The organism is Pseudomonas sp. GNP014, from assembly GCF_054344005.1.
In genome coordinates, this window is record NZ_JBTGUS010000001.1 from 3,577,696 (window position 1) to 3,597,099 (window position 19,404).

Here is a 19,404-nt window from a genome sequence, read left to right on the forward strand (position 1 = left end):
TTGAACCGTGTGTCGCGGTCAGAGCCACCTACACTGATGGCTGTAACTGGCTCGATACAAAACCTCCAGGGCACTCCCATGCAGCGACTGGAAGCACAAAAAACATCTGCGCCGGACACGTCGGCGGCAATGGGCAAAAGTTGGCGCGAACAGTTCAATCTGCTGCGTTGGTTCTCGCTCGCGAGCTTTTTCATCATCGCCTCCGTGGCAGTGGGGCTGGGGTACATCTCGACGCGCTTTGTCGTCACCGAAAGTGTCGAGCGCGACGCCTTGCTGACTGCACAATTCGTTCAGGCGATTGGCGCGGCGGAAATACGCCACGCCGGCATCACCCCGGCGCGCACCATGGGCGAAATGCTCGACCCGCGCCAGGACGACAACTTTCCCGATGTCGATCCCGTTGCCCATGCAGCCGCCCGCGCCGAGTTCCTCGACCATGTCCAAAACCTGCCCGACATTCTCCTGGCCACGGTGTATGCGCTCGATCGCACGGTGATCTGGTCGACCAATCCCGAACTGATCGGGGTCAAATTCGAGGATGACGACGAACTCGACGAGTCGTTCGAGATGAAAGTCGCGGTGTCCTCCAGTTATCACAAGATCGACGATGAGAAACCCGAGCAGCAGTTACTGCGCGAACCGAAGTATTTGTTCATCGAGAACTACATCCCGATGTTCAACGCCGACAAAAGCAAAGTCGTTGCCATGGTCGAGGTCTACAAGGAGCCGGCGGATCTGGTCGACCGCATCGACCGTGGATTTGCCTCGATCTGGGCCGCCACGTGTTTCGGCGGTGCGGTGATCTTTCTGGCGTTGTTCTGGATCGTCCGCCGCGCGGCGAAACTGCTGCAGAGCCAACAGCAACAGTTGATCAGTAATGAAACCTTTGTCGCTCTCGGCGAAATGTCCTCGGCGGTGGCGCACAGCCTGCGCAATCCGCTGGCGACCATTCGTTCCAGCGCCGAACTGGCTCAGGAAATCGCCAGCCCCGGCGCGCAACGCAATATCGGCGACATCATCAGCCAGGTCGATCGCATGTCGCGCTGGGTCCGCGAATTGCTGGTGTCGCTGCGGCCGATGAATGACGACGGCGAAGCGGTGGACCTGGTGATGGCGGTCGAAGACACCGTTGGCGCCTTCGAAGCATTGATCAAACGCTGCAACGTCGAAGTGCGCTTCACACCACAAAATTGCGCGCTGGTGGTCAGCCAGAAGGTGTTGCTCACGCAAATCCTCAATAGCCTGTTTGCCAACGCCCTCGAAGCCATGCCCAAGGGCGGTGTGCTCAGCGTCGAATTCGAATCGCCGCAGCCTGACAGCGTGCGCCTGACCGTGAGCGACACCGGCAAGGGCATGAGCGCGCAGCAGCAACTGTTGGTGTTCAAACCGTTTTTCACCACCAAACAGGGCGGCCTCGGGGTTGGCCTGGCGTTGGTCAAACGCATCATGGAGCGTTTCGAAGGTTCGGTCGTGCTGACCAGCCGCGAGCAGGAGGGAACCCGCGTCAGTCTCAACTTCAAAGTGGCATCGGGAGGGGAATATGGAACACAGCATTCTGCTGGTCGAGGATGACGAACTGCTGGCCGAGAATATTCAGACCTACCTGGAGCGCAAGGACTTCGAGGTGACGGTCTGCCATTCGGCCGAAGACGCGCTGGGGCAACTGGAAACCTTCATGCCCGACATTGTGCTGACCGACAACTCGCTGCCGGGCATGAGTGGTCACGACCTGATCCAGAAGCTGCGCATCAGCGCGCCGGATCTCAAAGTGATCATGATGACCGGCTACGGCAACGTCGAAGATGCCGTGGTGGCGATGAAGGAGGGCGCCTTTCATTACGTCACCAAACCAGTGGCGTTGCCGGAACTCAAACTGCTGCTCGACAAGGCCCTGGCCACCGAGCGGATGGAGCGCACGCTGTCGTTCTATCAGGACCGCGAGGCGCAGAAATCCGGGGTGCAGGCGCTGATCGGCGACTCGGCGCCGATGCAGTTTCTGAAGAACACCATCGGCCAGTTGCTCGACGCCGAGCGGCGCATGGCCAACACCGATCTACCGCCGGTGCTTGTCGAGGGCGAAACCGGCACCGGCAAAGAACTGGTGGCCCGCGCGCTGCACTTCGACGGCCCGCGCAGCAAAGGCCCGTTCATTGAGTTCAACTGTGCGTCGATCCCGTCGAATCTGGTCGAGTCGGAACTGTTCGGTCACGAGAAAGGCGCGTTCACCGACGCCAAGGATCGTCGCGTAGGTTTAGTGGAAGCCGCGGACGGCGGCACACTGTTTCTCGATGAAGTCGGGGAAATGGATCTGCTGTTGCAGGCCAAGCTGTTGAAGTTGCTGGAGGACCGGACGATTCGCCGGGTTGGTTCGGTGAAGGAGCGCAAGGTCAATCTGCGGGTGATCAGCGCCACCAACTGCAACCTTGAGCAAATGGTCCAGCAGGGCAAATTCCGTCGCGATCTGTTCTTCCGCTTGCGGATCATTTCGATCAAGGTGCCGCGCCTGTATGCCCGAGGTGAAGACATTTTGATGCTGGCCCGGCACTTCCTCGCCAGCCACGGCAAACGCTACGGCAAGCCGAACCTGCATTTCAGCGATCAGGCCGAAGAGCTGCTGCTCAGTTACACCTGGCCGGGCAACGTGCGTGAGTTGCGCAACATGCTTGAGCAAACCGTGCTGCTGGCGCCGAGCGACACCATCGCCGCGCATCAGTTGAACGTGTGCATGAGCCTGGTCGACGAACCGCCGCTGCACCTGCACGAAGTGCCGACGCACTACGAATCCCGTCCGGCGAGCAATACCGAGTCGATGAACTTGCCGGAAGTCGAGCGCGACATGGTGCGCAAGATGCTCGACAAGACCGACTGGAATGTCACCAAGTCCGCGCGCCTGCTGGGCCTGAGCCGCGACATGCTGCGCTACCGCATCGAAAAACTCGGCCTCGCCCGGCCGGATAAACGGCAGTGGTAAAAATGCAGATGTCCGAGCCAGCACAAAACCTTGTGGGAGCGAGCTTGCTCGCGAATGCAGTGTGTCAGTCAGCATAAAAGTGACTGATCCACCGCTTTCGCGAGCAAGCTCGCTCCCACAGGGTTATCTGGCGTGTGCAGAATGTTTGGGCAACCCGGATCAATGCTGCTGTCGGCTCAAACACTCCAGCAAACAACCCGGATCCAGCACCTCGTCATTCACATAAATCCCGCGCTCTGCATCGTACGTGCGGATAAACACCCGCACCGTCGCATCCGCCACGGTCGGTAATTGTGAATCGTAGAATTCATGGTCACCCGGAATCACCACAAAATCCTGCGGCGCCGTATCCTCGTAAGGCCTTGGCGGCGTGGCCTGCAGTGAATACGGGGCAGGGTGGGCGAAGGGCTGGTTCGGCCCGACAAACGGCAGTGGTAAAAAATGCAGAGGTCCGAGCCAGCACAAAACCTTGTGGGAGCGAGCTTGCTCGCGAATGCAGTGTGTCAGTCAGCATAAACGTGACTGATCCACCGCTTTCGCGAGCAAGCTCGCTCCCACAGGGTTATCTGGTATGTGCAGAATGTTTGGGCAACCCGGATCACTGCTGCTGTCGGCTCAAACACTCCAGCAAACAACCCGGATCCAGCACCTCGTCATTCACATAAATCCCGCGCTCGGCATCGTACGTGCGGATAAACACCCGCACCGTCGCATCCGCCACGGTCGGTAATTGTGAATCGTAGAATTCATGGTCGCCCGGAATCACCACAAAATCCTGCGGCGCCGTATCCTCGTAAGGCCTTGGCGGCGTGGCCTGCAGTGAATACGGGGCAGGGTGGGCGAAGGGCTGGTTCGGCCGGATAAACGGCAGTGGTAAAAAATGCAGAGGTCCGAGCCAGCACAAAACCTTGTGGGAGCGAGCTTGCTCGCGAATGCAGTGTGTCAGTCAGCATAAAAGTGACTGATCCACCGCTTTCGCGAGCAAGCTCGCTCCCACAGGGTTATCTGGTGTGTGCAAAATGTTTGGGCAACCCGGATCAATGCTGCTGTCGGCTCAAACACTCCAGCAAACAACCCGGATCCAGCACCTCGTCATTCACATAAATCCCGCGCTCGGCATCGTACGTGCGGATAAACACCCGCACCGTCGCATCCGCCACCGTCGGTAATTGTGAATCGTAGAATTCATGGTCACCCGGAATCACCACAAAATCCCGCGGCGCCGTATCCTCGTAAGGCCTTGGCGGCGTGGCCTGCAGTGAATACGGGGCAGGGTGGGCGAAGGGCTGGTTCGGCCCGTAATAATTGAAATTGCTGTCCAGCGCTTGCGCCTGAGTGGCAGCGAGCAGACAGCCGGTCAACAACAGCCGTTCGAGCATTAGCATGGCGGCACCTGCGAGTGCGGTTTTCCCCAAGGCTATTAACTATAGCTGCCCCATACGAAACCAATGTAGGAGCTGCCGCAGGCTCGGGCCGCGTTCGGCAGCGCCTACAGGAATTGGCTTACAAGTTTGCAACAACCGCAAATGCCGGGCTGATCTAGACTCGGATCCGCTCAATCACGAGCCTCGTCCGGAGTGCGCCATGGAAGTGCCCAATAATAAAACCGCCATCGAGAGCAATCGACAGGCGTGGAACGATTCCGCCCGTCACCATCAGGATTCGCCTGACTGGCAGGCGTTGCTGAGCGACGTCGCGCAGGCGGATTTCTCCTGCCTCGATGAGACCCTGAGCGGGTTACTGGAGGTCGACGCCAAGGATGTGATTCAACTGGGCTGCAACAATGGCCGCGAGAGTCTCTCCCTGTTTGCCCTCGGTGCCAGAAGCGTGGTCGGTGTCGATCAATCGGCTGCGTTTCTCGAACAGGCGCGTGAGCTGAACAAGCGTTCACCGCACAATGCCGAGTTCATCGAAAGCGATATCCATCATCTGCCAGCGTCCCTGCACAATCGTTTCGACGTGGCGCTGATCACCATCGGCGTTCTCAACTGGATGCCCGACATCGGCGAGTTTTTCCGCCATGTCGCTTCAACGCTGAAGCCGGGTGGCAAACTGGTGATCTACGAAACCCATCCGTTCCTGGAAATGGTTGATCCCGACGCTGAGGATCCGTACCGCCTCGCCAGCTCGTACTTTCGTGCCGAGCCGTTTGTGCAGGAAGAGCCGATTGTCTATGTCGGCAAGGTTGAGCAGCCGGCGGCGAAGTCGTATTGGTTTGTGCATAACCTTGGCGCCATCTTCAGCGCTGCCATTGCGGCAGGGCTGAATATTGCGCACTTCAGGGAGTACGCGCATTCGAACCGGGAAGAGCTGTATGACCGGTATTTGAATCAAGAGGCGCAGATGCCGATGTGTTTTACCTTGGTCGCCACCAGGATTTGAAATTCATCGTCGTTGCCACTGGCCTCATCGCTGGCAAGCCAGCTCCCACAGGATTTTGTGTCGTACATAAATAACCGGTACAACTCAAAACCCTGTGGGAGCTGGCTTGCCAGCGATGGCGGCCTAAAGACGCCACAGATCCTCAGATTGAATCAAGCCTGCGCCGCCGAGCTCACCACCGGCCGTCCCGGTTTGCGCAGCGGTTCCAGCCGTGATCCCTCATACCGCGTTTCACGGAAAAACCTCCAGCGGCCGAACAGGCCGTAAACGTGCGTGACCCGCCCCTGCTCGTGGTATCCCATGCGGATATGCAGCTTCAGCGCCGGAATATTGTGCGTCTCGCACACGTCCACCACCTTGTCGCAACCCTGCGCCGCCATCGCTTGCCACAGCGCCACTTGCACGTCCACCGACAGGCTGCTGCCGAAATAGGCGCGGGTCATTTCACCGCCAAACTCGAAGAATTCACCCGGCTTCACCGGGAAGGTGCAGCCGTAATAGTGACGGTCGTGATAGTCGCGAATGCTGCCCCAAATAAAAGCGACGGCGTGGCCGTCAGCATCGAGGTACATGTGCCCGGTGTGCCCCTCGGCGGCGAGCTCCGCCATGGTGCCCACGCGGTCCCCAAAATGTTTGGCGAAGGCGATGGCGTTTTCCGGCGTGATGTCGACTCTGCGCAGTCCGTCGTAAGGCCGCAGCTTGTGTGGCGGTACTGGGCTGACCAGATCACGCTCCATCCACAACAGTTCCCAATGGAAGAACACGTAGCGTTTCCACAACGTGCCGAACGTGCGGCCGAGGCCCTTTTGTCGGATGCGTTCTTGTAGTTTTTCGATCACGCTCATGATGCCCTCCGTGGCCGTAGCCCGGGTGTGGTGGATGGTGCTGTTGTGGGTATAGATCACGCTGGCCAGTTAATTTCAAAGGGCCACTTTGGAAAGTATTTCAACTTGTGTAGCTCAATCGAGTGCCGTCGCCCCGCGTAGAAAATCCTTGTTCAGATCGGTATAGGAAACCCGAGGAACGCCCATCAGCCGCTGCTCTAGAACACAGCTCAAAGACTCGTCGGGGTGGAGATAGGCATCGCCAAAGTCGGCGCCGAGTTGCGTCGGATGCGCAACGATTTCCAGCACGCCGTCGGTCGGCGCGTTGTCGTTGCGCAGGTCGATCGGCGTGCACACGTAATCGGCGGTGACACCGGCCAGACTCTGCAAACGCCAATTGAGCAATCCCTTGAATACACGCTTGGGCAGATTGAGGTTCTGTCCCAGGTTGCGCGCCAGCCGAATCGGTACACCTTGATGCGCGGCAAACCGTGCGACGATCTCGCCGATCGGCCAGATGTTGTGCACGTGCTGGTGCGAGTCGATATGGCTTGGCCTTACACCGTGCTCGATACAGCGCTGCCACTGCGCCTGCAATTCTTCACGCACTGCCTCGCGATCCTCGCGGCCCAGCCAGAAACTGTGGCGCGGCAGGCTGAGGTCGAACACGCCGAAGTCATCGCAGAAGGTGCGGCGTGTCAGAATCGCCTGGCTCAGCGGTCGTCCATAAGTCAGGTTGAAGTGCAGCCCGACCCGCCCTTGCAGGGTTGCATGCCGCGCCATGGCACACGCCGCTTCGAACGCCGGCATGTTGGCCATCGCCGTGGCAGAACTGATGAGCCCTGACTGAAACGCGGCGAAGATCACCGCGTTTTCGTTCGGGCTGAGGCCGAAATCGTCAGCGTTGACTATGACTTGGCGAGGCATGTTCGCCCTCCGTGGTGATTGCGACAGGTTTGACGACAGGTGCAGGTTTATCTGCGCGTTTGGCGCGCCACTGTTGCAGCGTCGGTTTGAGTCGATGCCACAGGCGCAGGCCGAGGCCGAGCATCAGACCACTCGGGCGCCATGAGTAGAAACTCCAGCGCCAATGCTCCAGTTGCCCGGTCATGCGTTCGTGCAGTTGATGGCTGGAGTTTTCCAGGCTGACCCGCGAGGCGTCGATCCAGCGCCAGTTGTCGTCCAGCCCCCAGCGAATCCATTCCTCCAGCAACACCCGGCCGCTGCCCAGGTCGGCGTATTGCGGCAGGAAGGCGAGGTTGTAATCGTAGAGCCGACCCTGTTCGAGCAGGCCGAGCCGGTAGCTGATGCAGCGGCCGTTCAACTCCAGTGTCACCACCCGCACCAGGCCTTGGCCGGCGAGGGCGGTGAAGGCGCGTTCGATCAGTTGACGGCTACGTTCGCTGGCGAAAATCCCCACGCCTTCGTCACCTTTCCAGCTCACCGCTTCGACGTCGCTGATGACCTGCAGCAGTGGGCCCATGCTCATCGCATCGGGCACGATGCGCCGCACCTCGGCACCGCACGCGGCAATCCGCTTGCGTGCCCGACGCAGTTTGTAGCGCGGGTCGCCAGACACTTCCTGATGATCGGCCGCGCTGATCAGATGCACCGGCACCCGACAACTCAGGCGCCGTTCAGCGGTCGAGCTGCGCGCCATCCATTCGGTCAGCGCGCTTTCCTCACCCGCAGGTTCGGACAATTCATTGAGTTGCAGCAACGCGTGCGGCACCCGTTGGCGAATCAATAGCAACGCTTTGCGCATGTCCTCACAGCCGAGCAAAGACAACAGCGCCAAGCGATCGGCCAGTGGATACCCCAAGTGATGCACGACCCGGAACGGCACGCCGGCGAAACGCTCGCGACTCGCCACCAATGGCAGGCACAGACGCAATTCGTCCGCTTCCCACCCCAGCAGAATGTGCAAACGCTCACCCTCGCCAAGGGCCTGCTCGGCCGCGCACAACCAACCGAGGTGGTTGAACGGCGTGTGATCCGTCACCCGCAGGCACAGCGCTTCATACGCTATTGCCGGGAAGTCGGCGGCGCACAGCGAGGTGCGCCATTCGAATCGCGTCACCATAGGCTCAGGCCGCCGTGGCTGTTACGGGTGGACGGGACGGTTTGCGCAGCGCATCCAGACGCGAGCCGCTGTAGCGGGTTTCGCGGTAGAAGTGCCAGCGACCGAACAGGGTGTACACATTCATGATGCGGTTTTGCTCGGTGTAGCCCATACGCAAGTGCAGCTTGAGCGCCGGGATGTTGTGGAATTCGCAGACGTCGACAACCTTGTCGCAACCTTGTGCGGCCATGGCTTTCCACAACTCCAGTTGCAGATCTACCGACAGCTCGGTGCCCCAGTAGGCGCGGGTCAGTTCACCGCCGAACTCGAAGAATTCGCCGGGTTTCACCGGGAACATGCAGCCGTAATAGTGCCGGTCGAAATAGTCCCGCGCGCTGCCCCAGATAAACGCTACCGCGTCGCCCTGATCGTCGAGGTGCATATGCCCGGTGTGACCTTCGTTGGCCAGCTCGGCCATGGTGGCGACGCGGTCGCCGAAATAGCGCGCAAAGGCACTGGCGTTGTCCGCCGTGATCTTCACCACCCGCAGCGGCGGGTAGGGTTTGAGGCTGTGCGGCGGCACCGGGCTGACCAGATCGCGTTCCATCCATAGCAGTTCCTGATGGGAAAAAATGTAGTGTTTCCACGCTTTCTTGACGGTGGCAGTAAGTCCTTTCTGCCGCAGGTGTTCAGTCAGTTTGTTGAGCATGTTCATGGTGTTCACTCCGGATGACGAGGCATCGCGCGGCCACAGGCCTGCGCAGCTGAACATCAACGGACGGTTCATGACGCGCTCCAGCTAAGGGAGAAGAGGGTCTGCCCCGGAAGCTCGAAACGCACGCGTCCGTCCTGGCAGGCAAACGGCGCGTCGCGACTGCGATTGTCGGCGCCGAAGTAGCGCAAGGCGCCATTGTTCAACGGGCATTTCGCCCCGCTCAGATCAATGCGCTGCAGGCGTGTGCCTTTATTCACGCCGAGCAAACCACGCTGCTCGTCGCCTGCCATCGCCAGTACATCCACCTCAAATCCATCGTTCTCCAGCCACAGCACCTGATGCAGCCAGTGCTGCGCAATGAACTGCTGGGCCAGCCCCACCGGTTTCAGCTCGAAGCGGCGTTCATCGTCCGAGACGCGCAGCATGCCTTTGGGGTATTGCGGCTCATCGGCGGCCTGGAACCAGTTGAGCATACTCAGCAAGCCATCCTGCGAAGCGTTGATCACCACCGACGCCCACCACAGCGAGGTGTAGTGGGTTTCCTGATCGTAGGGGCTGAGGCTGGAACCGCTGGACAGATTGGTCTGGTCGAGCAGCAAGGCTTTACGCGGCTGCCCCTTGCTGTCGAGGCCAACCAGTTCGGCGGCGCGCCGCACGCTGTCGCGGTAGACGCGAGTGGCGAGCAGGTCGCGGATCATCCATTCGTGCCACGCCAGTGCATCGACCTGATCACCTGATTCACTGAGCAGACGCCGCGCCCAGTCGATGCCGCGCTTGTCTGCCGCGTTCTCGGCGAACGGCCCGTTGACCAGCCGCGAACTGGCCGGCATGGCAATGCGCACACCGGCCCTGGCATTGGCCGGATCGCTGCGCACCTGCCGGGCCATGCTGGTGAAGATCGCCTGATATTGCGCATAGCTGGAATAGTTGAGGTTCGGCTCGTCGGCAAAGCCGATGTAGTGCGTGCCTTGGCCGCCCAGCGCACGGGTGCCGGCGAGCCATGCCGCGAGGCCGCCGTTGCTTTGCACATCGGCGCGCAGATCGGCCTGCCGTTGGCTGCCAGCGAGCAGCGTGATGTCCTGCTTGATGCCGAAACGCGCCTGATACACCTGACGGAACGCATCTTCGAAATGCGGATTCTTCGCCGTCACATCAACAAAGCTGTAGTAACTCGCCGCTGTCGGTTTCAGCGCATCGAGCGCGGCATGACTGGCCGCTGGCGGCATCACGTAGGGCAGAGCGATGCCCAGATCCGGCGTGCGCCCCAGGACTTTGTCATGCACGACCAGATGGATCTGGCCGGCGTCTTCGCGCAAGGGTTTGAGTTGCTGCGGGTTCTGCGCAAACAGATTGGCCGTGCCATCGAGCCAGAACGCCGCCTTGCCGCTGCCTTGCAGGCGCAGGCGCCAGACTTGCTCGCGCTCGCTGACCGGCAGTGCGACCTGATCGAATTGCCAGTAGGCGCGATAGGGTTTCAGCGCGAGCGTCAGCGCTTGATCATCGCCGACCCGTTGCGCCTGCAACGCGCTGACACCGCCATGAAACTTGCCGGCCAGCACGGCGTGTTCGCCGGCGGCGACCTTGAAATACAATTCATCGCCGTTTTGCGTTTCGGCACTGAAATGCACCTTGGCCGGGGCGAACAACGCGACGGTGCGCTCGTCATGCTCAACGCGATAATGGCGGAAACTGTAGCCGGGAATCTCCAGTCGATAACTGGCCGCGCCGGGCAACAGCGGCCAACTCTGGCTGCCACGGGTTTCACTGGCCTGAATGAACCGGTCGTCCTGCAACCTGCCCTGGCCATCGAGCAGATACAAATGCTCTTCATTGGCCTCGGCCTGCCACGCCGGCGTCCAGCGCACCGTCACCGTATCCGGGCGATCCGCTTGCAGATACAGACTGCCGTCACGGATCTCGCCCCAACGCATGGACGCGGCAAAGGCGTCCAGCGACAGGCCGAGACCGAGCAGCAGGGCCAGGCCTTTCATGCGGTTTTCCGCCGTTGCAGCATCAGCCACATCGGTGTGACGTCGCGGGGCAGAATGATCAGGGTTTGCCAGAACGGCACGCCGCTCAAGCGGCAGTACAACACCAGCATCGCCACGGTCACGGCCAGATAGGCAATCGACGAAGCCGCCGCCGCGCCGACGATGCCGTAGGCCGGAATCAGCACCAGGTTCAGCGCCAGATTGAGCAGGGCGCCCAGGCCCATCAACAACGACACCGTACCGGGGCGGTTTTTGCCCAGCAGATCGAGGCGCAGAATGCTTGCGTAGCACAGGCCCAGCAGCCCCGGCAGCAACGCGAGCAACGCCGGGTACGCCGGTTGGTAAGCGACCCCGAACAGCGTGACGATCAGCCATTGGCCAATCACCGCCATGCTCAGGCAAGCGCCGAGCATCACCGTGGCGGTCAGGCGCAGGGCCAGTGGCGTGACCTTGTCCATGCCTTCGTCCTGTTGCAGCAGGCGTTTCATCAAGGGCGTGGTCACCGCCTCCGGAACGATCAGCAGCAGTTCGGCGGCGGCGCTGGCCATTGCGTAATGGCCCAGCGCGGTACTGCCGAGCAAGGCGCCGATAAACAGATAGTCCGAGCGCAGGATCACTTGCTGGAACAGCAGGTCCGGATGGCTGCGGGCGCTGTAGCGCAGCAGTTCGTTCTGGCTGGCGCGATCCCACTGCAGCTGCAACGGTTGCGCACGTTTGAGCCAGACCCAGCCGGCGAGCACGACCAGGCTGATGCCGGCCAGCCAACTGATCAGCGCCGCCTCGAGGGCGGCACTTTTCCACATCCAGAACAGGGCGAGAAACAGCAGCAGCGGCGCCAGTGACTCGACCAGGCGCAAGGCGTTGAACGCCACCACCCCGCCCGAGGCGTTGTGCAAGGTCAGCAGACCGCTTTTCAATACCGTCAGCGGCACCGCCAGCAGCAACAGCCAGGCGAGCAGACCGAGTTGCACGGTGACATCCAGTTCACTGCCGAATTCACGTACCAGCGCCACCACCAGCAAGGTCAACAGCCCGGCCAGCAAACAGCCGAACACCAACACCTGACTGAGCAGCAGGCCCATCGGCCGTTGCTTGGCGGCCTGATAGCCGACCGCCGAGTTCAGCCCGCCACTGGTGGCCGCACTGATCAGGTCCGGCAAGGTGCTGAGCAGGGCAAACAGCCCGCGCTCACTTGGCCCGAGGATCCGCGCCAGCAGCACGTTGCGCAGCAAGCGCAGGGCGATCATCGCCAGTTTGGTGCCCATGCTCAGCGCCAGATGCTTGAGGTAGTGGCCTCGACTCATGGCCGTGCCCCGCGAAAGATTCGCCACGACAGCAGTTCCGGATTGCGTGCAGTGCGCTGACTGACGCCGAAACGCGGCAGGTTCAGCGGATCGCCTTCGCCGCGATAGATGCCGGTGGCGGTGCCCAGGGCGAACGGATAATCGTGGCGGGCAAGCTGTTCGCGCACGCGTTGGTCGTTGTCACCGTTGGGGTAGCAATACACCGGCAACGGCCGGTTGCAGCCATTGTTCAGGGCATCGCGGCTGCGGCTGATTTCCTCGCTCAGGCGCACATCATCCAGACCGGTGAGGATCGCGTGACTGGCACCGTGCGGGCCGAAACGCACCAGCCCGGACGCCTCCAGCGCCCGCACCTGATGCCAGTCCAGCGCTTGCGGCTGCGACTCTTGCGGACATTCATCGGTCAGGCGTTCCAGTTCGCGCGGCTCCAGGCCCTTGAGCCCTTGCAGGTAATGCAGCAGCGCCAGACTGCGCCGGTCGACGTCGATGTCGTCGAGCAGCACCGGCAGCGGATGACCGCACGCTTGCAGGCATTCGATCAAATGCATTCGCGGCTTCTCGCCGTGGCTGCCCCACAGGGTTTCGCCGAGGGCCTCCCACCAGAAGCGCTGACGGCTGCCGATGAAATCGGTGGAGAGGAAAATACTCGCCGGTATCTGATATTTCTGCAGCAGCGGCCAGGCGTTGACCGCGTTGTCGCGCCAGCCGTCATCGAACGTCAGCGCCACCCGCGGGCGCTCGGTGCGCAGCGAGTTGGGCTGGAGGATTTCCATCAGCGGCACGCAGTCGAAGTGGCGACGCAGCCACACCAGCAAGTGCTCGAAGGCCTTGGGCCCGACGCACAGTTCATTGCGGTGCGGCAGGTTGGCGGCGCGGTCGTTGGCCAGCACCCGGTGCAGCATCAGAATCACCCCGGCACCGTGCAACTGGTTGCGGCCCACGGAAGAGTTGAGATAGAGCCAGCCACTGGTGCGTTTTATCAGTTGTTTGATCGCCATGGCTTCGGTCCTCTTAACGGTTCTGTTCAGGATTCCACTGGGCATACCGCTGGCCGCGCAGGAACTGCCACAGGCCGAGGCTCATCCCGGCGAGCGTGACCAGCAGAAACGCGGCCAGACGAAACGGTTTCGGCAAGCGGTGTTGCGAGTCGAGTAAACCGGCGATCGCCACGCCATAGCCGAACAGCTGGGCGATCAGGGCCAGGCGATAGAAACCGTGGTCGTCCCACAGCCAGAAGTTGCTCAGCAGCAACGGCAGCAGGAGGATCGGCGCCAGGCGGCGGATCAGTTTGTGGCTGATCAGTGCGACCGAATACAGGCCATGTTTGAGGGGGTTGAGCAGCTCACTGCGCTGGGCCAGGCTTTGCAAGCCACCGACAGTCACGCGTTGACGACGGCGGAACTGTTTGTCCGCTTCGTCGACGCCGTGGTCGATCACTTGCGCCTCGGGGACGTACACAATGCGTTTGAAAGCGACCGGTGCGCAGGTACTGATGAAAAAATCGTCGTTGACCTCCGCCGGTACGTTCTGGAACAGCTCGCGGCGCAGGGCGAGCAGAGCGCCATCGGCGGAGACCATGCAGCCGGTGCGGTTCTCCATCCGGCGCAACCAGCCCTCGTAGTGCCGATACAGGCTGTCGCCGACGCTGAGGCCGCCGCCGGTCACCGGGATCACCATGTGCCCGGCGCAGGCACCGACAGCGGGATCGCTCAACGGCGCGAGCAAGTGGCCGAGGGTTTCCCGCGACCACTGGTTGTCGGCATCGGTGAACACCAGAATGTCGCCGGTGGTCAGGGCCACTCCGGCGTTCAGCGTTGCCGCTTTGCCCTGACGCGGCAGGTCGAGCACGCTGATGCGCGCATCAACCACCTTGCGCGCGCAGGCCACGGTGTCGTCGCTGGAGCCGTCGCTGGCGAGAATGATCTGCAAGCTGGCCGGTTGATAATCCTGCGCCAGCAACGTGCGCAGCTTGTGCTCGATATGCCGCGCCTCGTTGTGTGCGGCGATCACGATGCTCACGTTCAGCGGCGGTGCCGGGGCGTGACGCCATGCCGGAAACAGCGGCGACAGAAGTGTCAGCAGCAACGGGTAACCCACGTAGGCATACACCGGCAGCAACAGGCACAGCCAGAAAATGAATTCAGCCACGGGCAGGCCTCCTGGCGTTCCAATGACACAGATTGAGAATGAACGCCGCCCCGGCGAGGTGCAGGCGCACCCAGTGCAGGCCCCACAGTTGCAGGGTCAGTCCGAGGTCGTGATGGCGTGCACTCTGACGAATGCTCAGGACCAGTCCGGGCAACAGGGTCAACAGCACCATGATCGCCGCGTGATGCGGAAAACCGTCGAGCAGAGCCGAGATCGCGAGGAAATCCAGAATCCACACCGCCAGCGACAGCAGCGGAAAACGCAGCAGGCGCAGGCTGAAACCATGGGTGCGCAGCAGTTGCAGATGGCTGCCCTGACGCCACATTTCCTTGCCCATCCATTCACGCCAGTTCATCTCGTAGCCCCAGTGCAGGGCCACGCTGCTGTTCACCGACAGCAGCCGCGCACCTTGTTTGTGCAGGCGCAGGGTGAACTCCTTGTCTTCGCCGGTGCGCAGGTGCTCGTTGAACCCGCCAACCTTGTCGAAACAGCTGCGGCGCATCAGCAGGTTGGAACTGGGCAGCCACTCCACCGGGTGCGACGCCTGAGTCGACGGGCGCAGTGTGCGCCGTTGCCAGGCGGCGGCGTACCACGGCGCGGCGGCGGGGGTGTGCAGGTCGAGACCGAACACGTCGGCCTGTCCCTCGGCTTGCAGCTCGAACAATGGCTTGAGCCAGTCTTCGGGCATCTCGACATCGGCGTCGATGAACGCGAGCCACTCGCCGCTCGCCAGCAGCACGCCGCGATTACGCAGGGCGCCGATCAGCAGGCCCGGCAGCACCAGCACCTGCGCGCCGAACTGGCGGGCGATGTGCGGGCCGTCGTCGCTCGATCCGTTGTCGACCACAATCAACTCACACTCCACATTGGCCGCATGCGCGGCTTTTTGTGCAGCCAGCAGCGTGCGCCCGATGTGCCGGGCCTCGTTGTACATCGGGATAATGATGCTGATCCGGCTCATGCGCGGGCCTCGGTCAGGGGGGCTTGTTCGGCTTTCAGGCGCAGCACGCTGGTCAGCGCGAGCATGATCCACACGTATTTCTGGTTCGGCGCGCTGAGGAACATCAGGAACAGGGTCAGCGACAGAAAGCTCACGCCCAGGTGGGTCATCAGGTCTGCCTGTTGCCCGTCACGGCGCAGCAGCCACGCGGCGCGTGCGCGGATCAGGTTGTACAGGCCCAGGCCAAGCATGCCGACGAACAGCAGCCCGGCGGGAATCCCCAGTTCACTGAAGATTTCCAGGTAGGTGTTGTGGGCACGGCGATAGAGGTCGCCGATCTTGCGGTTGGCGGAAAACGCCTTGGCGTAACCGGTGGTTGCATAGTGCAGCGGGAAAGTGCCGGGGCCGGAGCCGAGCAGCGGGTTTTCGCGGATCATCTGGCTGCCGACCACGATGTACGAGGCGCGACGGCCGAGGGATTCATCCTGTGCTTTGGAGCCGGCGCTGAGAATACTCAGCGACTGAATGCGTGCGACGTATCCGGCGGGCATCGCGTAGATCGCCAGCGGAATCACGATGGCTGCGCCGAGCATGGCGAAACCCAGGTGCCGTGGGCGGATCCGGGTCAGTTGGGCGCGGTAGTGCCAGCAGCCGATCAACAGACTCAGCGCCACCACCACCAACCCGGAGCGCGACTCGGTCTTGGTCATGCCGCCGAGCAGCAACAGGCAGCAGGCGCCCCAGAACAACCGGTGCAGCAGGTTGGGGCCGCGAATCACCAACAGCAGCGCCAACGGAATGGCGAAGGCGATCAGCAGGGCGAAGGCGTTGGGGTCTTCGAGCAGCCCGGCCGCACGACCCTGGTCCTGAAATTTGGCCGAGAACATGGCCATGGCGCAGGTGGCGCTGACGCTCAGGGTTACCAGTCTGGCAAACAGGTCGAGGTTCAGTTCGCGACCAATCAGCAAGGTGATGACAAACAGGATCAGCCCGACGCTCAACTCGCGCAGGTGCCCCAGCGACATGCCCAGGTCATCGGTATTGAGCAGGCTGAGGAAATACAGGACCAGAAACCACAGCAAAAAACGCCAAAGGTTGCTGCGCAGGCGCTCACCGGGAATCTGATGCAGGGCCAGTTGCAGCATCAGGATCACCGCCAGCGAGGCGCCGAGCAGTTTGCTCCCGGAGAACGCGCTGTCCTTGAAGAACCCTTCGAACGGCACCAGCGCGGCAATCCCCAGCAGGCCCCAGGTCGGCTTGCGGTACAACACCGAAAAACCCACCAGACCAATGACGGCGCCGGGTGCCAGAAACGGATAAGGGCTGGCGAGCAAACCGATGCACACCAGGCCAAGCAGAGTGACGATCGAGAGCGGGAAAATCATGCGCGTGCCTCCCGTGCCGTGCGGATGTACAGCTGCGACCAGCGTTCGGCCAGGGCCTTGAGGTCGTAGCGATCCTGTTGCGTACGTTTTGCGTTGTCGCGCAACTGGCGCGCCAGTTTCGGCTCGCTCAGCAGGGTGTCGAGCTGACGGGCGAGGGCGGCGGTGTCGACGGGGGAGGCGAGCAGGCCGTTATGCCGATGTTCGAGCACATCGGGAATCCCGCCCACCGCGAACGCCACCACCGGCACGCCAGCCTGCATCGCCTCCAGCAAAATCATCGGCGTGCCCTCGGTGCGCGAGCTGATCACCAGCGCATCGAGCTGTCGCCACCACGGTTGCATGTGGGTCTGATACCCCGGCAGACGTATCCGTTGCTGCAGACCGGCGTTGTCGATCCGTGCCTGCAACGCCTCGCGTTCCGGGCCATCGCCGAGCATCACCGCATCCAGTTGCGGATGCTGGTGACACAGCGGGATCAGCACATCGAGAAACAGATCCGGGCCTTTTTCACTGCTCAAACGTCCGACGTAACCGCTCAGCCAACGCTGCCGGTCGCCGTCCGGAACCAGCGCCGCGGCGGCGGGCAAACCGTTGGGAATCACCTGCAACTTCTCCGCCCGGACACTGGCCTGACGGTGCAGCGCGGCGATGCTTTCCGCCACGCAGACCACCCGATCCACCGACGCGGTGCGGCACAGTTGCAGGCTCAGCCAGGTGTAGAACTTCTGCTTGCGACTGCGCGGGGTGAAGCCGTGCTGGGTAATCACCAGCGGCAGGCGCAACAGCGTCGCCCCGACCCAGCCGAATAGCAGGCCCTTGAAATTGTGCGTGTTGATCAGCGGCTGTTCGCTGCGCCGCTGCCGCAAGTGCTTGAGCAATTCGCCCAGGCCGGCACACCCGCGACAGTCCACCCCGGCCTCACGGAAGCGCGCGATCAGTTCCGCTGGCGCGTCGAGAAACAGCACCTGATGCTGTCCCGGCGTCGCCAGGCAATGATCCAGCAACATCCGCTCGGCGCCATAGAAACCGCCGCTGCTGAGCAAATGAATGATCGGCAGCGCGGGGTTCGGGGCGGACGCGGTGTTCAATTGCGCACCCAGTGCACGAAGCTAGGCACCGTCCAGTTCTTGTGCGGATTGCTCGGCAGTGCGTTCTCGTCGTTGATCACCAGCAACACTGGCAGGCCCAGCTCGTGGCTGATTTGCGCCGGATGTTTGAAGCGATGATCGAAGAACTCACGCACGTAGACCAGGGCAATCGCCAGCAGCAAACCGGTGAGCAGGCCGAATGGAATGATCAGGAACGGTTTCGGAAATGCCGGCTCCGTCGGTTCGAACGGCGGGCTGAGCACCTTGGCGTTCGACAGGTCATCGTTGAGCGAGCCGGCGGTACTGCTTTCGGCGAAGCGTTGCGCGTAGGTCGAGAACGCCGTGTGCAGCGCGTCGATTTCCGTGTCCATCTGCCGCAACTTGCTTTGGGTCTGCTGCAAGGTGTGGATGCGGTTCTTGAACTCGGCAATGCGTGCGGTTTTCTGATTGATCACCTGTTGCACCACAGCCAGGTCGTTGGTGCGTTCCTGAATGCGGTTGCTCACCACTTTGAGAAATTGCTGACGGGTGCGGGCGATTTGCTCGCGGGTCAACAGCATGGGTTCGCTGCCGGGCTGGAACACTGCCAGATCGTTCATGTAGCGGCTGACCTGGGTGGTCAGTTGCTCACCCATTTGCTTGATCTCGCGATCCTCGAACGCCACGTTGTCCACCGTAGTGGTGAAGGTGTAGGGAAACGTGTAGTCATTGAGCTTGTTATTGCTCGCGGCGGCCAGCGCGGTTTTCAGGTATTCGAGCCAGCGCTGGCTCTGCAACAGACGATCCTGATACAGGTTCAGCGCTTGCTCCTCGGTGTTGATCGCGTTCAGGCGGAAGGTGATTTCTTCCTTCGGATCCGACGAGCCGACGCTTTCCAGCAAGGCCTGGCGGTTACCTTCCAGACCATCGAGGCGCACTTGATAGAGATGCTTCTTCGACTCGTAGAAAGACTGCGGCAAGTCGATCGACTGCAGGGCCTGACGGCTGACCAGATAGTTCTGCAGCAGGGCGCTGACAAACGTCGTGCCCTGATGCGGATCCGGAAGCTGTAGACGATCGAGATCACATTGGAGCCGGGCAGGGTCTCGATTTTCAGGCTGTCGATGGCTTGCTGGGTCAATGCGTCGAGCGCGGTGTCACGCACCGGATCGGTTTCCAGGCCGAGCATGTTGCGCAGCGGATTAATCAGGTACTGGCGCAGCGGCGAGGTGACATAGCGTTTGAACGGTTCCACGACCAGTCTGGCGAACATGCCGACCGGTGGCGTGTATTCGCCCTTGTCGCGCAGTTCGCTGATGGTCTGACGAATCAGCGCCGGTGACCGCAGAATGTTGCTCTCGGTTTCCATGTCCGCCAGTGACGGCGGAATGAAGGTGGCGTTATCCACGGTGAGTGACGTGGTGGCGTCACCCTGGGAGAGTTTTTTCGACTGCACGATCACCTGGGCGGTGATATCGAAGCTCTGTTTGAGCACCAGCGGCAGTAACAACGCGATGACTGCAAAGATCAGGAAGACCCGTTTCACCAGTTGCTTGTTGGCGAAGAAGATCCTGAAGAACTCATGCAGGTAGTTTTCCTTTGGATTCATGATCGT

Annotated in this window: 15 protein-coding genes and 3 pseudogenes; 3 read left to right on the forward strand and 15 right to left on the reverse strand. The window is 61.5% G+C overall.

The window, feature by feature from the left end:
- Positions 1 to 78: 78 nt before the first annotated feature.
- Positions 79 to 1,572: a sensor histidine kinase gene (locus tag ACXX9E_RS16085; protein WP_458555697.1), complete on the forward strand. Its 1,494-nt coding sequence runs from the start codon at positions 79 to 81 to the stop codon at positions 1,570 to 1,572.
- A complete protein-coding gene (locus ACXX9E_RS16090; protein WP_123467480.1) occupies positions 1,541 to 2,971 on the forward strand; it encodes a sigma-54-dependent transcriptional regulator in 1,431 nt (476 codons plus the stop codon). The genes ACXX9E_RS16085 and ACXX9E_RS16090 overlap by 32 nt, the downstream gene beginning before the upstream one ends.
- Positions 2,972 to 3,130: 159 nt before the next feature.
- Here the strand turns inward: ACXX9E_RS16090 and ACXX9E_RS16095 are convergent.
- The 3 genes and pseudogenes from ACXX9E_RS16095 to ACXX9E_RS16105 form a co-directional block, all read right to left on the reverse strand.
- Positions 3,131 to 3,397, reverse strand: a pseudogene (locus ACXX9E_RS16095) (hypothetical protein); the annotation flags it as partial.
- A 172-nt stretch (positions 3,398 to 3,569) separates the two neighbouring features.
- A pseudogene (locus ACXX9E_RS16100) lies at positions 3,570 to 3,824 on the reverse strand (hypothetical protein); the annotation flags it as partial.
- Positions 3,825 to 4,008: 184 nt separating this feature from the next.
- Entirely contained in the window at positions 4,009 to 4,356 is a 348-nt protein-coding gene (locus ACXX9E_RS16105; protein ID WP_458555698.1) for a hypothetical protein, read from the reverse strand.
- Positions 4,357 to 4,555: 199 nt separating this feature from the next.
- Here ACXX9E_RS16105 and ACXX9E_RS16110 point away from each other — a divergent pair, with 199 nt between their 5' ends.
- Complete coding sequence (locus ACXX9E_RS16110; protein WP_267795579.1) at positions 4,556 to 5,353, forward strand: class I SAM-dependent methyltransferase; 798 nt, start codon at positions 4,556 to 4,558, stop codon at positions 5,351 to 5,353.
- Positions 5,354 to 5,505: 152 nt separating this feature from the next.
- Here ACXX9E_RS16110 and ACXX9E_RS16115 read toward each other — a convergent pair whose 3' ends face one another.
- From ACXX9E_RS16115 to ACXX9E_RS16170, 12 genes and pseudogenes are all read right to left on the reverse strand, one after another.
- Complete coding sequence (locus tag ACXX9E_RS16115; RefSeq protein WP_123467486.1) at positions 5,506 to 6,198, reverse strand: GNAT family N-acetyltransferase; 693 nt, start codon at positions 6,196 to 6,198, stop codon at positions 5,506 to 5,508.
- Between the two features lie 114 nt (positions 6,199 to 6,312).
- Positions 6,313 to 7,104 (reverse strand): ChbG/HpnK family deacetylase, encoded by a 792-nt coding sequence (locus ACXX9E_RS16120; RefSeq protein ID WP_458555699.1) that lies wholly within the window; start codon positions 7,102 to 7,104, stop codon positions 6,313 to 6,315.
- Positions 7,076 to 8,260, reverse strand: coding sequence for a GNAT family N-acetyltransferase (locus ACXX9E_RS16125; protein ID WP_458555700.1), 1,185 nt, complete (start codon positions 8,258 to 8,260; stop codon positions 7,076 to 7,078). Before ACXX9E_RS16125 ends, ACXX9E_RS16120 begins: the two co-directional genes overlap by 29 nt.
- A 4-nt stretch (positions 8,261 to 8,264) precedes the next feature.
- Positions 8,265 to 8,954: a GNAT family N-acetyltransferase gene (locus ACXX9E_RS16130; protein WP_267795642.1), complete on the reverse strand. Its 690-nt coding sequence runs from the start codon at positions 8,952 to 8,954 to the stop codon at positions 8,265 to 8,267.
- 68 nt (positions 8,955 to 9,022) lie between these two features.
- Positions 9,023 to 10,945, reverse strand: coding sequence for a hypothetical protein (locus ACXX9E_RS16135; protein ID WP_458555701.1), 1,923 nt, complete (start codon positions 10,943 to 10,945; stop codon positions 9,023 to 9,025).
- The gene (locus tag ACXX9E_RS16140; protein ID WP_123467494.1) at positions 10,942 to 12,249 is read right to left on the reverse strand and encodes a lipopolysaccharide biosynthesis protein; all 1,308 of its coding nucleotides are present in this window, start codon (positions 12,247 to 12,249) and stop codon (positions 10,942 to 10,944) included. Before ACXX9E_RS16140 ends, ACXX9E_RS16135 begins: the two co-directional genes overlap by 4 nt.
- Entirely contained in the window at positions 12,246 to 13,247 is a 1,002-nt protein-coding gene (locus ACXX9E_RS16145; protein WP_123467496.1) for a polysaccharide deacetylase family protein, read from the reverse strand. Before ACXX9E_RS16145 ends, ACXX9E_RS16140 begins: the two co-directional genes overlap by 4 nt.
- 13 nt (positions 13,248 to 13,260) lie before the next feature.
- A complete protein-coding gene (locus tag ACXX9E_RS16150; RefSeq protein ID WP_123467498.1) occupies positions 13,261 to 14,397 on the reverse strand; it encodes a glycosyltransferase in 1,137 nt (378 codons plus the stop codon).
- Positions 14,390 to 15,358: a glycosyltransferase family 2 protein gene (locus ACXX9E_RS16155; protein ID WP_267795569.1), complete on the reverse strand. Its 969-nt coding sequence runs from the start codon at positions 15,356 to 15,358 to the stop codon at positions 14,390 to 14,392. The genes ACXX9E_RS16150 and ACXX9E_RS16155 overlap by 8 nt, the downstream gene beginning before the upstream one ends.
- Complete coding sequence (locus ACXX9E_RS16160; protein WP_458555702.1) at positions 15,355 to 16,722, reverse strand: O-antigen ligase family protein; 1,368 nt, start codon at positions 16,720 to 16,722, stop codon at positions 15,355 to 15,357. The genes ACXX9E_RS16155 and ACXX9E_RS16160 overlap by 4 nt, the downstream gene beginning before the upstream one ends.
- Positions 16,719 to 17,810 (reverse strand): glycosyltransferase family 4 protein, encoded by a 1,092-nt coding sequence (locus ACXX9E_RS16165; RefSeq protein WP_123467504.1) that lies wholly within the window; start codon positions 17,808 to 17,810, stop codon positions 16,719 to 16,721. The genes ACXX9E_RS16160 and ACXX9E_RS16165 overlap by 4 nt, the downstream gene beginning before the upstream one ends.
- Positions 17,807 to 19,398, reverse strand: a pseudogene (locus tag ACXX9E_RS16170) (GumC family protein). Before ACXX9E_RS16170 ends, ACXX9E_RS16165 begins: the two are co-directional and overlap by 4 nt.
- Positions 19,399 to 19,404: the final 6 nt, after the last annotated feature.